The sequence below is a fragment of the Algorimicrobium algoritergicola genome (genome assembly GCF_008086165.1).
GTDB classification, from domain to species: Bacteria; Bacteroidota; Bacteroidia; order Flavobacteriales; family Flavobacteriaceae; genus Algorimicrobium; species Algorimicrobium algoritergicola.
The window spans coordinates 268,292-281,450 of sequence record NZ_VSKL01000003.1 but is presented as its reverse complement, the minus strand read 5'-3'; the positions used below and the strand labels follow the sequence as shown (position 1 = coordinate 281,450).

Below are 13,159 nucleotides of genomic sequence, written 5' to 3'. Positions count from 1 at the left end.
ATATTCAAAAATATGTGCAAAGATACTTAATTTATACAAGCTATGTAATCTTTAGGAATATGACTTTTGACAGGTTTTAGTTGATTCTTTTTCTCGAACTTTACACTTTAAAATTGGAACCTATGTATAAATCAGTTTCGGCAGAAGAGGCCGTAAAAGTCGTAAAATCAAATAGTAAAATTTATATTCAAGCAGCTGCTGCAGCGCCTCAAGTTTTGCTTCGCGCTTTAACAGATAGACATGAAGAATTACGCAATGTGGAAATTTGTCAATTACATACTGAAGGTGATGCGCCTTATGCGAACCCAGAATATCGCGATAGTTTTCATGTGAATTCCTTTTTTATAGGAAAAAATGTGCGTCATACCTTAAAAGCTGGAAACGGTTCATATACGCCTGTTTTTTTAAGTGAATTACCTTTGCTTTTTAAGCGCAATATTGTGGATTTACAATATGCCTTTATTCATGTGTCTGTGCCTGATAAACATGGTTATTGCTCTTTAGGTGTTTCTGTTGAAGCAACGTTAGCAGCTATTGATAATGCAGATGTTGTCATAGCACAAGTAAATGTCCAAATGCCAAGAACGCATGGCGCAGGTATTATTCACCATTCTGAAATTAATATTTTTGTAGATTGTGATGAAGCTTTACCAACACATGACATGGTAACACCTTCAGAAATTGAAAATAAAATAGGAATCCATGTAGCTGGTTTAATTGAAGATAGAAGCACGCTTCAAATGGGAATTGGCAATATTCCAAATGCGGTTTTAACACGCTTAACGAATCATAAAGATTTAGGCTTGCATACTGAAATGTTTTCCGATGGTGTTATTGATTTAATTTTAAACGATGTCATTAACGGAAACTATAAAGGCATTAATCGTGGTCGTGCTTTAACAACCTTTTTAATGGGTTCCAAGCGACTTTATGATTATGTAGACGATAATCCGTTTGTAGAAATGCGGGCTTCTAATTACACAAATGATGTATCCATAATAAAACGAAATCCTAAAATGGTCGCTATAAACTCGGCTATAGAGGTGGATGTCACCGGACAAGTTTGTGCAGATTCTATAGGAGCACACATGTACTCTGGTGTTGGTGGTCAAATGGATTTTATCCGGGGTGCCTCATTAAGTGAAGGCGGAAAAGCAATTATTGCCTTACCATCTACAACAAAGTCAGGAATTAGCAGAATTGTACCAAGTTTAAAACCTGGAGCTGGTGTGGTAACAACCAGATCACATGTGCACTATGTGGTAACGGAATATGGCATTGCCAATTTATACGGGAAAACTATTAAAGAACGCGTGAAAGCATTAGTAAATATAGCGCATCCTGATCATCAAGAGACTGTTGATAAAAGTTACTTCGAATTAATAAGAGGATAATTTTATCTTCTTAAAAAGGAAAATAATCCTTTCTTTTTTGGAAGTTTATGAGGATGGTATTTTGGGTTGGCAAGTAATTGATAAATTTCACCCCAACCCAAAAGACCACCTATATTTCTGTCATCTATAAAAATGTCCGCATGGATTTTTCGGCTTTTCGCATAATCGAATTGCTCTTCAGGAAAACTTTTATTTACAGCATAAAATTCCAAGCCATTTTCTTTACAAAACGCAACAGCTTCTGCTAAGCGAATATCGCTTCTATACGTCCAGAGAATTAATCTGTGACCTTCTTTTTGCAAGCGTTCAAGTGTTTCAAAAGCAAATAGTTTAGGCTTACCAATTTTTGGATAGGCATCTTCTACAATGGTTCCATCAAAATCGACGGCTATAATAAGTTTATCAGTGAAATTCATATACTATTTCTAATTCCTAAAATACAAAATTTAGCTTATATAATTGGATGTTGTGTCATGGCTTTCGGTTGCGGAATTCCCATGAGTTTTAAAATTGTTGGTGCTAAATCGGCTAAAACACCATCTTTAATAGACTTTAAATCGTTATCAATTAAAATTATTGGAACCGGATTTGTGGTATGTGCTGTATTTGGTGAACCATCAGGATTTATCATGGTTTCACAATTGCCATGATCGGCAATTAATAATGTGGTATAGCCATTTTCAAGCGCTGTTGTTACGACATCTTTTACGCACGTATCAACCACTTCACAAGCTTTGATAGCTGCAGCCATAACACCTGTATGTCCAACCATATCCCCATTTGCAAAATTTAAACACACGAAATCTACATCGCCTTTTTGCAATTCTGGAATTAAAGCATCACGCAATTCGTAGGCACTCATTTCGGGTTTTAAATCGTAAGTAGCTACTTTTGGCGAGTTTCTTAAAATACGGGTTTCGCCTTCAAACGGTGTTTCACGACCGCCAGAAAAGAAAAATGTTACGTGTGGATATTTTTCAGTTTCGGCAATCCGAATCTGTTTTTTATTGTGCGTTTCTAAAACTTCGCCAAGCGTATTATTTAGATTGTCTTTATGATACACGACGTGAATATTATTATAAGTGTCATCATAACTCGTCATGGTTACATAATATAAATTGAGCTTATGCATGTTTTGCTCATGAAAATTAGCCTGTGTTAATGCTTCCGTTAACTCGCGACCTCTATCTGTTCTGAAGTTAAAATAAATAATAACATCGCCATCCTTGATGGTTGCTTTTGGTTGATTTTGCGCATCAACCATGACGATAGGTTTTATAAATTCATCTGTAATATCAGCATCATAACTTTGCTGAATGGCGTCCGTAGCATTTTTTGAATGTACGCCAATGCCATTCACCAAAGCATCATAAGCTAACTTAATGCGTTCCCAGCGTTTATCGCGATCCATGGCATAATATCTACCTGTAATACTTGCTAATTCGGTTGGTGAATTAATTATAAAATTCCCAAGTTTGGAAATGAAGTCCAAACCAGAATGTGGGTCTACATCACGACCATCTGTGAAGGCATGAATATACGAATTGGTAACACCGGCCTGATTTGCTGCATCAATTAATCCGAATAAATGATTAATATGAGAATGTACACCGCCATCACTCACTAAACCTACAAAATGAACTGGTTTGTTATGGGTTTTTGCATAGTTAAAGGCATCAATTAACGTGTGTTCATCTTTGAGGGTATTATTCTTTACGGCCAAATTAATTTTCACCAAATCCTGATATACAATGCGTCCAGCGCCAAGATTCATGTGTCCCACTTCGCTATTTCCCATTTGACCTTCCGGAAGTCCAACATGCAAACCGTCAGTGCGTAAACTTGCATGTGGATATTTGGAATATAAGGAATCTATAAATGGTGTGTTAGCATGATCTATTGCAGAAACTTTAGGGTCAGGAGATTTCCCCCAACCGTCTAAAATCATTAATATCACTTTTTTATTCATAGTGAATGTGGTAAAAAATTTAAATTACAAAGATATACGTTTATTGCCTAGTTGAAAGTTATTTTGATTTGATATTAGTTATTCCGTTATTAATTAATAACTCAATAACATTAATCATTTATTAGTCATTAAAAAATGAATACCAATGCTTTCAATATTAAAGCTGTCTCCTTGAATTTTGTAGCCATGATTTGTATAGAATTTGGTGGCCACTTCGCGAGCATTAAACCATAATCTGTCAACCTTCATTTTTAATAATTCCGCTTCACCTGCCTGAATTAAAAGTGTTCCTAACCCTTTTTTTTGATGTTTTTTTAAAATAGCCATACCACGTAATTGATATTGTGATTCTTCAGGAAAAACAGCATTTTTATTCTTTATATAGGTTGCAACACCAATTAATGACGCTTTAAAATACAATCCTAAATGAAATGTTGATTCTAGCGTGTCGCCTTCAAAAACACAATCGTCAATGGGTCTGCCAGCTCTTAAAATGGATTGCCTAACAGCATACGTTTCTTCAGCAGAAATACGTTTAACACTATAATTAAAATGGTCTATTTTATGGGAATCACTTGTCATAATTATTTTAAATGCTGTAAAGTAGTATCACTTTTAATCTCATAAGGTTCTTTCTCATATTCAAAAATTCGCGCCTCTAAAGTTCCTTTTAATGTTATGGTTTTACCTTTTACTTCTAACCAACTACCTTCACGCAAGCCAATAACAGGAAATGTATTATAGGCATGAAATTCTTTAATTCGTGTTTCACGGGTTTCACCCATGTGTTTGGTATTGGGAATTGGATCTAGATAATGCGGATTAATATTAAAAGGAACAAATGCCAACGCTTTAAAACTTGGTGGATACACAATTGGCATGTCATTGGTGGTATTAATAGTTAATCCACAAATATTACTTCCTGCGCTAGTTCCTAAATAAGGTGTGCCGGAATGGATTGCATTCTTTAAAGCTTCAATACAATTGTTTTTATACAGTTGCGAAAGTAAAACAAAGGTATTGCCACCACCTGTAAAAATACCTTCAGCTTGATTTATAGCGTCTGCAGCCGATTCAAATTCATGAATACCGATAACATTTTTATTGATTTTCTGAAAAGCCTCTTGCGCTTTTTGGGTGTATGCGTCATGCGAAATACCGCCTGGTCGTGCATAAGGGATGAATAAAATAGTTTGGCAATTTTTGAAGAATACGTTTAAATCGTCCAATAAATAGTCTAAATATCCACTACCATGAATAGTTGATGTGCTTGCAATAAGTAATTGTTTCATAAGCCAATTTTTTGTAAATTTAAGTAAACATTGGATTTAACAAAAGTTTATCAGCTATTTGCATTTTAATTAAGATTTGAAATAGTTTCTTTATCACAACTAAACCTACCACTATGAAGCATCAATTACTCGGATTTCTTTTTTTATTTACAATTGGAACTGTTTTTTCTCAAAATACATCACGTGTTGAAGTGGAAGGAAAAATTATTGCGAATAGCGATGTAGAAGGTGTTACCATTTTTAATATATCATCTAATAAAGGAACCATTGCAGATATTGAAGGTAATTTCACCATGGAAGTGGCTATTAAAGATGTACTGGAAATTTCGGCATTACAATATGAAGCACGAACAGTTGTAATAACAAAAGATGTTATTGATTCTAAAAAACTGCGATTATTTTTAGTGGAAGCTATAAATACTTTAAGTGAAGTAATTTTGTTGCCTTCCAAATTAACAGGCGATTTGTTAGTTGATGTTAATAATGCAGAAACTCAAAAAGCAATTCTTATGAGTTTTGGTAATTTGAGTAATTTGGAATTTGGTGAAGACGAGTTTTCAAAACCACAGAATATAGCTACAGATCCTGGTGTTTTTTATAATGGGTTGAATTTCGCCAATATTTTTGGAATCAATAAAATATTGAATGGTCCATTAAAAAAGGAAACAATTCAAATGCTTCGTGACAATAGACCTTTGGATTTGGCCGATATTTATTCACCACAATACATTAATGAAACCTATAATATTCCTTTAAATCAGGTTGAGTCCTTTTTTGCATTCTGTGTCGAAAACGGATTTGAAGTAAGCATGTTGGGAGAAAAAAATGAAATGAATCGTATGGAATTCTTGCAAGAACAAAGCGAATTGTTTTTAAAACAAACCAATGGGCAGAATTAAATTATTTCTTTTATTGCTGTTGGTTACAGTTCAACAAAGTTACTCACAAACTATAGTGCTATCCGGGAAAGTGCAAAGTACAACAGACGTAGAGAACATTCACGTTATTAATAAAACTGCACAGAAATTCACGATTACCAATGCAGATGGTACGTTTCGGGTTTCTGCAACTTTAAATGATACGTTGATTTTTACATCTATTCAACATAAAATTACATCTATTTTAATGGATGCTGAGATTATCCAGAATAAAACCTTGGTGGTCACTTTAGAGGAGCAATTAAATGAATTGGATCAAGTAGTCGTTGGAAAAATATTAACAGGAAATATGGTGTTAGACGTTTCTAGTGTTGAAGATGAACCGATGACATCTCAAAAAGCCGGCGTTCCCAGTTATCAAGGACCACTAAAAACCCAAAGTGAACGTAAACTAAACGAAGCGACTACAGGAGGTGGGTTTATTCCGCTAAATCCTATTTTAAATGCTATTTCAGGCAGAACCAAAAAGTTGAAAAAGCAGGTGAAACTAGAAGAGAAAGACGATTTAATGTTTAGTATAAAGAACGAGCTTTCTAATGATTTGTTTACCGAAAACCCACTCCAAGAAGAATATGTTATGGAATATTTTTACTTTGCTTCTGAACAACCCGATTTTTTAGCGCGCTGCAAAAACAAATCATCTATTGAAATTCTAAATTATTTAATTGAAAAATTACAAATTTTCAAACAAAATCTAAAAATCGCTAATTCCCATGAAAGCGATTAGATTTGGATTCTTACTATTTATTTTCACCTCAAATATGTTTTCTCAAACTACAGATTTGGAAGGTCAGGTTATCACAAATTTAGATGCTGAAAATATTCATATTATTAATAAAACATCAAAAAAATTTACCATAACCAATGCTTCTGGCGGGTTTGTAATTCCGGGTAAGTTAAATGATATCATAATTATTTCATCTATTCAACATCAATTAGTTTCTTTGGTTGTAGATGCTGAAATGCTTGAAGAGACACAAATTCAGGTGTTTTTGGAGCCGTTAGTGAACATGCTGGATGAAGTCGTGGTAGGAAAAGTGCTTTCTGGTTATTTGCTTCAAGATGTTCAAGCTGTAGAAGGCCAACCCATGACAGCTAAAAAAGCAGGTATTCCTAGTTATCAAGGAAAAATGCCCACCCAAACCGAAAGACGTTTAAGCTATGCTAAAAATGGCATGATTGGGATGTTGGTAAACACCATTAATGGCAACATTAAACGTTATAAAATGCAAGCCGTATTGGAAGAGAAAGATGAGCTTTTACATGAAATCCGGGTAGCGCACGAAGCTGATTTATTTGCTAATTACCCATTAGAACCTGCTTCCCGTATGGATTATTTTTACTTTTGTTCTGAAGATTCGCAATTTTTAGAACGTTGTAAGAACAAAAATGGGATTGTTATTTTGCAGTTTTTAGTTGAAAAATTAGAGCTCTATAAGCAAGATATAAAAAAGTAAAAGTATTATGGGCAAGTTCGTATTCATCCTGTTTTTAGTTTGTAGCTTTTCGCAGGGTCATGTGGTTGCGCAAACTAAAATACTTCATGGTAAAGTGCTGACGTCTCAAGATGCCGAGAATGTTCATGTTATTAATAAATCATCAAAAAAGAATACTATTACTAATAGTTCTGGACTGTTTAAAGTTGAAGTTAAATTGCAAGATACTTTAATTTTTTCGTCTCTTCAGCATGAATTGCAAGTGCTCATTGTGGATCAAGAAACTTATAAAAACGGAACGGTAGTTATTACCTTATTGGAACACGTAAATAAACTAGATGAGGTAACCGTTGGAAAAGTCTTAACCGGAAATATGAATTCTGATGTTGCTAATGTGGAAGGCGAACCCATGACATCTAAAAAAGCAGGTATTCCTAGCTTTCAAGGGAAACCATTAACACAAGTCGAACGGCATTTAAAAGATGCTGGCGATTTAGACCCGAAGCTCGGTGGCTCATTAGGTGGTTTGGGTGCTTCAATTAGGTTGGTTCCGGTTATTAATGCTATCACTGGTAGAACAAAGGAAATGAAAACTTATGTGCAATTAGAGGAAAAGGAAGCGCTTATGTATCATTTAAAAACCCATATTTCGGAAACTGTTTTTGCCGACTATCCATTGGATGACGCTTATGTTATGGAGTTTCTCTATTTTGCTTCAGAACAACCGGACTTTCTGGAGCGCTGTAAAAACAAAACAGCGGTTAATCAATATGAATATCTTAAAGAAAAGCTGCTTATATATTATGATAATAAACATATAAAGTATCCGTAATTTTAAGATGGAATAATTTTTGAACCTATCAAATAACTACATTAGCATTTTAAAAATCACAAATAAATGAAATCATTTAAATATCTATTCATTTTAGCCATTATTCCACTTGTAGCTTTTGCTTCAGCACACAAATATTATGTAAGTATTACGCAAATTGAATACGTTAAGGAAAAGCAATCTGTTCAAATTATAACACGAATATTTGTTGATGATTTGGAACGTTTAATTCGCACGCGTTATGACGAAACCGTAACATTAGCAGCCAAGAGTGAGTCTAAAAATGTGGATCAGTATATTGAAAAATATCTAGGCGAAAAAATGGCAATTACCATTAATGGCAAGCACACTAACATGGTTTTTTTAGGAAAAGAATATGAAAATGATATTGTGTACTGTTATTTAGAAATTAAAAATGTGGCTTCAATCCAATCCTTTGAAATCAGTAATCACGTTTTATTCGATTTATTTTCTGATCAGAAAAATATTGTACGCACCAATATTAATGATGAGAATAATAGCTTTATACTGATAAAGCAAAATGATAAAGGAATGTTAAACTTTAAATAAATTAATTCATTACCTTAAAAAAGCGTTAATTTTCCAATCAATTATATAGTAATACAAACCAACTATGAAAAAACTAAAGTATCTTTTCTTATCTGCTTTATTTGTTTCTCTTGGAGCATTTGCTCAAGATGAGGAACAGAAACCAGAACGTAAACCCGGTCATACAAACAACAACAAATTTAAGCAATTGTATGATGAATTTTCAACACCGAACATGTTTCGTACAGCATCAGGAGCACCAGGTCCAGCTTATTATCAGCAGCAAGCAGATTATAAAATGGATTTGACTTTGGATGATGACAAAGCCACGATATCTGGTTTTGAAACTATTACATATACCAATAATTCACCCGATCAATTAAAGTATATCTGGGTGCAATTAGATCAAAATATGCGTGCTAAAGATTCGCAGTCGCCTTTAATTGAAGGTAGTGGTGTGGCTCCTGCACAACAAGCAGGAAGTTTTGCTTCAGCATACATGACAGATGGTTTTGATGGTGGTTTTAAAATTGAATCCGTTACCGATGCTAGCGGGAAAGCATTACCTCACATGATAAATCGTACCATGATGCGTGTTGAATTGCCAAAAGCAATGGGTACAGGTGATAAATTTGTATTCTCTATCAAATGGTGGTACAACATTAATGATTATGTAAATATGGGTGGACGTTCAGGTTATGAATTTTTCCCAGAAGATGGTAATAGAAACTATATAATTGCGCAATTCTTTCCAAGAATGGCTGTTTACAGTGATGTAGAAGGCTGGCAAAACTCGCAATTTTGGGGACGTGATGAATTTGCATTACCATTCGGTAATTATGAAGTGAACATTACCGTTCCTTCAGATCATATTATGGATGCAACAGGCGTTTTAACAAATCGTAAAGAGGTGTTTTCAAAAGATATGATGAAGCGTTATGAACAAGCGCAAAAATCGTATGATAAGCCTGTTTTTATTGTAACGCAAGAAGAAGCTGAAAAGGCTGAAAAAGGGCGCGCAACCGGAAGTAAAACATGGAAATATTCGGCTGAAAATGTTCGAGATTTTGCATTTGCAACCTCTAGAAAATACATTTGGGATATGATGGCAGTTAAAATTGGTGACAGAGATGTCATGGCTGTTTCTATGTACCCGAAAGAAGGAAACCCGTTATGGGAAGAGTGGTCAACGTATGCTGTTGCAAGTACACTTAAAACATACTCACGTATGACATTTGATTACCCGTACCACAAAGCTATTTCGGTTCATGCCAAGCAACAAGGTATGGAATACCCAATGATCTGCTTTAACTTTGGTCGTCCAGATAAAGATGGAAAATACAGCGATCGTACAAAATACGGTATGATTAGCGTTATTATTCACGAAGTAGGACATAACTTTTTCCCGATGATTGTAAATAGTGATGAGCGTCAGTGGACATGGATGGATGAAGGTTTAAATACCTTTGCTCAATATGTAGCAGAACAAGATTTTGGTGAGTGGTATCCAACTGCTTTATCTGAAGGTGATGCTAAATACCCTTCAAGTCGTGGGCCTGCTGCTAATATTGTACCTTATATGGGTGGCGATCAAGATTATATTGCACCAATTATGACCAAAGGTTTAAATACCTATCAGTTTGGAAATAACGCGTATGGAAAACCAGGAACAGCACTTAATATTTTAAGAGAAACCGTTATGGGTCGTGAGTTATTTGATTATGCATTTAAAGAATATGCGCACCGTTGGATGTTTAAGCACCCAACACCAGAAGATTTCTTTAGAACAATGGAAGATGCGTCTGCATTCGATTTAGATTGGTTTTGGAGAGGTTGGTTTTATACAACAGATTATGTAGATATTGGTGTTAAAGAAGTTAAAAAGTTCTATGTTTCAAGTGAGCCAAATGAATATGTGAAAAATATTGTGAAGCAACGTGGCATGAAAATGAGCGATTTGCCAGCTTTAGTATATATGGTAGAAGAAGGTAGTGACGAGTATAAAGACAGTATGAAAAACGGTACACTTTTAGAAAATTCACCAACTTTAAAGGAATATGTAATGGATAATTTTACGCCGGAAGAACGTGCTAAAATTAAACAACCAAAATATTTCTATAGCGTAACGTTTGAAAAGCCAGGCGGATTAGTAATGCCAATTATTGTAGAGTATACCTATGCTGATGGTACAACTAAATCAGAAAAATATCCAGCACAAATCTGGCGTTTAAATGATAAAGAAGTGAGCAAAGCAGTAGCGTCTGACAAGGAGATTGTTAAAATTACAGTCGATCCTAATTTAGAGACAGCTGATGTAGATACATCAAACAATTCGTGGCCACGAGAGATTAAGCAAAGTCAGTTTGATCAGTTCAAGGATAAGAAAAAAGACTAATTATTATAATATTTTATTAAAAGCCGACTTTTTACAGTCGGCTTTTTTTATTCGTATCAAACTACTTACTATATTTGCATCGTGATACAACAAGCAATATTCTTATTTATAGGCACAACCGAAATCATGTTTATACTATTTATAGTAGTCATGGTCTTTGGTGCCGATAAAATTCCCGAAATAGCGCGCGGAATGGGTAAAGGTATGCGCATGCTTAAAGATGCGTCCAACGACCTGAAATCTGAAATCACCAAAAGTGCCGAAAAAAATGGCATTGATACCAGCGTTACCAAAGATGTTCAAGACGAATTGAATAAAGTTAAAGACGAATTGGAGGATTTTACGGGGTCTGTGAGGCGGAAACTTTAAAAGAATATTGGGCCTTTACTTTATTAGATAAGTATTTCTTTATTTTAATTTTTTAGTTTCAGTTTCAGTTTCGTTTACGTGTTGTGTATCTTAAGTTAGCGTGATTTAGCAACTAATTTATTAAATAAAACACAGATAGAATATTCCGCAGGAATATTCGTAAGCAGGCTAGAACTAGCAATTAATTATACACGGTGTTACCAAAATTTTTTAACCCTTATAAGTTTCTATAATTATCCTATTATCAACTAATTCAACAAGTTTACTTATAATCTCTTTATCATGATTTTTAGTTTCCGCTCCAAAAATCACTTTTTTAATTTTAATTTTTATGTAATCTTGTTTTTCAGTAATTATTCGATACTCTTCTTCGTATTTCCATTCATTAAGTTTATTTAAAAATACTGATTTAAGTTCATCAACTTTTAGAGGAAGATTTTCAAAGGAACCTAATCCATTATATTCAACTTTATCAATTTTATATTCCGATTTATCTATTTCAAATCCTATGGCTATTCCTCTATGACCATTTGCATAATGCGACCACATTAAATGACTTTTGTAATTCTCAGAAAAAGAGCATATACTTATATGTTTTTCTTTATTAGGATTTAAACGGACTCTTTTTGATTCCCCAAAATTATTAGAAAAGAATTGTCCTTCGAAATTGTCATTCAAATTTATAAAACTTGATGAAAATAAGCGTTGATTTAAAAAAATGTCCAAAATATATTTATAATTTTTTAAATCTCTAAACTTATAGTACATATTGGATATTTTTGGTAACGTTATGATATGAAATCGTTTGAATGTTTTATATCATATGTATCTTGCCTTTCGGCAGACAGGAACGAAGTTCGTTATTATTTTTATGAAAGTCAATTTTAAACGTTTTCTGTTAATTGTCAAACCATCACGATTTATTACCTTATTCCAAAATCTCATAATCAATATCCAATTTTCGCAAGGCGCGTAAAGCGGAACCCGAGTTTTTATCGGATACGGCAATAGCAACAGCATCGCCTTCTAAAAGAATATCGGTGAGTTCATTGGCTAGGGAGTCACTTATATTAGCTGAAATTTCAACAATACATTTGGCTATCGCTCGTCTATCTGGTCTTGGAGCATCACATGATAATAAGTTTAATTTCATAATTATATAATTTATAAATGCAATATATTAGAATCGAGACGACACATCAACATAATATGAATATCGATTAATTAGTTTATTTGAGACAGAAACCAAGTTAGGTAAAATTAAATAAAGAGATTAGCTTCGCTGAACCTTCGGTTTCCTGCATTCGTAGGAATTTAGCGTTTTCTACTAATCGTTAACCCATCACGAATGGGTAATAAAACAGTTTCTACGCGTGGATCGTTTTTTAATAGTGTGTTATATGCAATTAATGCGGGTGTGGACGTATCGTCCTTTTTAAAGCTTGTATCGAGTATTTTACCACTCCAAAGTACATTATCTGACAAGATGATGCCTCCAGGATTTAAACGCTCTACAATCAGTTCAAAATACGCAGAGTAGTTTTCCTTATCGGCATCTATAAAAACCAAATCGTAGGTTTTATTGAGTGTTGGAATAATATCCAAGGCGTTCCCTAAATGCTGATGAATCTGCTTTCCAAACCCAGATTTATTAAAATAGTTGCGCTGAAAATCTACAAGCTCTTCGTTAATATCAATGGTATGAAGTTCGCCTACTGTTTGCATACCTTCAGCCAAACACAAAGCAGAATACCCCGTGTAGGTGCCTATTTCCAAAATGTTTTTTGGGTTGACTAATTTAGAAATCATACTCAACACACGACCTTGATAATGCCCGCTCAACATGCGTGGTTGCAATATTTTCTGGTAGGTTTCTCGTGTTAACTGTTGTAGTAATTCGGGTTCGTCTTCCGAATGGTTTACCACATAGGTATCTAAATCTTCTGAAAGGAAATGCATGTTTTATTGTTAACTGTTGCGAGTTG

Annotated in this window: 15 protein-coding genes; 8 read left to right on the top strand and 7 right to left on the bottom strand. The window is 34.2% G+C overall.

Annotated elements, in window-relative coordinates; genetic code table 11:
- The first annotated feature begins 122 nt into the window (after nucleotides 1–122).
- On the top strand, nucleotides 123–1,394 hold the full coding sequence (locus tag ES675_RS10455) for an acetyl-CoA hydrolase/transferase family protein (RefSeq protein ID WP_066254833.1): 1,272 nt from the start codon (nucleotides 123–125) through the stop codon (nucleotides 1,392–1,394).
- A gap of 2 nt (nucleotides 1,395–1,396) precedes the next feature.
- Here ES675_RS10455 and ES675_RS10450 read toward each other — a convergent pair whose 3' ends face one another.
- The 4 genes from ES675_RS10450 to pepE all read right to left on the bottom strand — a co-directional run bounded on the left by ES675_RS10450 (nucleotide 1,397) and on the right by pepE (nucleotide 4,655).
- Nucleotides 1,397–1,810 carry a BT0820 family HAD-type phosphatase gene (locus tag ES675_RS10450; RefSeq protein WP_066254829.1) on the bottom strand — a complete coding sequence of 138 codons (414 nt, stop codon included), beginning with the start codon at nucleotides 1,808–1,810 and terminating at the stop codon, nucleotides 1,397–1,399.
- 35 nt (nucleotides 1,811–1,845) lie between these two features.
- Nucleotides 1,846–3,363 carry a 2,3-bisphosphoglycerate-independent phosphoglycerate mutase gene (gene gpmI, locus ES675_RS10445; RefSeq protein WP_066254825.1) on the bottom strand — a complete coding sequence of 506 codons (1,518 nt, stop codon included), beginning with the start codon at nucleotides 3,361–3,363 and terminating at the stop codon, nucleotides 1,846–1,848.
- A 114-nt stretch (nucleotides 3,364–3,477) separates the two neighbouring features.
- Nucleotides 3,478–3,945 carry a GNAT family N-acetyltransferase gene (locus ES675_RS10440; protein ID WP_066254821.1) on the bottom strand — a complete coding sequence of 156 codons (468 nt, stop codon included), beginning with the start codon at nucleotides 3,943–3,945 and terminating at the stop codon, nucleotides 3,478–3,480.
- Nucleotides 3,946–3,947: 2 nt separating this feature from the next.
- On the bottom strand, nucleotides 3,948–4,655 hold the full coding sequence (gene pepE / locus ES675_RS10435) for a dipeptidase PepE (RefSeq protein ID WP_066254815.1): 708 nt from the start codon (nucleotides 4,653–4,655) through the stop codon (nucleotides 3,948–3,950).
- A 113-nt stretch (nucleotides 4,656–4,768) separates the two neighbouring features.
- On the opposite strand from pepE, the gene ES675_RS10430 reads away from it, so the two are divergent.
- From ES675_RS10430 to ES675_RS10400, 7 genes are all read left to right on the top strand, one after another.
- Complete coding sequence (locus ES675_RS10430; RefSeq protein WP_066254812.1) at nucleotides 4,769–5,554, top strand: hypothetical protein; 786 nt, start codon at nucleotides 4,769–4,771, stop codon at nucleotides 5,552–5,554.
- A complete protein-coding gene (locus ES675_RS10425) occupies nucleotides 5,541–6,320 on the top strand; it encodes a peptidase associated/transthyretin-like domain-containing protein (RefSeq protein ID WP_066254808.1) in 780 nt (259 codons plus the stop codon). Before ES675_RS10430 ends, ES675_RS10425 begins: the two co-directional genes overlap by 14 nt.
- A complete protein-coding gene (locus ES675_RS10420; RefSeq protein WP_066254805.1) occupies nucleotides 6,307–7,050 on the top strand; it encodes a hypothetical protein in 744 nt (247 codons plus the stop codon). The genes ES675_RS10425 and ES675_RS10420 overlap by 14 nt, the downstream gene beginning before the upstream one ends.
- Nucleotides 7,051–7,057: 7 nt before the next feature.
- Nucleotides 7,058–7,861: a peptidase associated/transthyretin-like domain-containing protein gene (locus ES675_RS10415; RefSeq protein ID WP_066254801.1), complete on the top strand. Its 804-nt coding sequence runs from the start codon at nucleotides 7,058–7,060 to the stop codon at nucleotides 7,859–7,861.
- A gap of 66 nt (nucleotides 7,862–7,927) precedes the next feature.
- On the top strand, nucleotides 7,928–8,431 hold the full coding sequence (locus tag ES675_RS10410; RefSeq protein ID WP_066254798.1) for a DUF6702 family protein: 504 nt from the start codon (nucleotides 7,928–7,930) through the stop codon (nucleotides 8,429–8,431).
- Between the two features lie 64 nt (nucleotides 8,432–8,495).
- Nucleotides 8,496–10,805 carry a M1 family metallopeptidase gene (locus ES675_RS10405; RefSeq protein ID WP_066254791.1) on the top strand — a complete coding sequence of 770 codons (2,310 nt, stop codon included), beginning with the start codon at nucleotides 8,496–8,498 and terminating at the stop codon, nucleotides 10,803–10,805.
- A gap of 81 nt (nucleotides 10,806–10,886) precedes the next feature.
- On the top strand, nucleotides 10,887–11,174 hold the full coding sequence (locus ES675_RS10400) for a Sec-independent protein translocase subunit TatA/TatB (protein WP_082985977.1): 288 nt from the start codon (nucleotides 10,887–10,889) through the stop codon (nucleotides 11,172–11,174).
- A gap of 210 nt (nucleotides 11,175–11,384) precedes the next feature.
- On the opposite strand, the gene ES675_RS10395 is transcribed toward ES675_RS10400, so the two are convergent.
- The 3 genes from ES675_RS10395 to ES675_RS10385 form a co-directional block, all read right to left on the bottom strand.
- The gene (locus ES675_RS10395) at nucleotides 11,385–11,942 is read right to left on the bottom strand and encodes a DUF2971 domain-containing protein (protein WP_148367427.1); all 558 of its coding nucleotides are present in this window, start codon (nucleotides 11,940–11,942) and stop codon (nucleotides 11,385–11,387) included.
- A gap of 160 nt (nucleotides 11,943–12,102) precedes the next feature.
- The gene (locus ES675_RS10390) at nucleotides 12,103–12,327 is read right to left on the bottom strand and encodes a hypothetical protein (protein WP_066251641.1); all 225 of its coding nucleotides are present in this window, start codon (nucleotides 12,325–12,327) and stop codon (nucleotides 12,103–12,105) included.
- A 161-nt stretch (nucleotides 12,328–12,488) separates the two neighbouring features.
- On the bottom strand, nucleotides 12,489–13,133 hold the full coding sequence (locus ES675_RS10385; RefSeq protein WP_066251644.1) for an O-methyltransferase: 645 nt from the start codon (nucleotides 13,131–13,133) through the stop codon (nucleotides 12,489–12,491).
- Nucleotides 13,134–13,159: the final 26 nt, after the last annotated feature.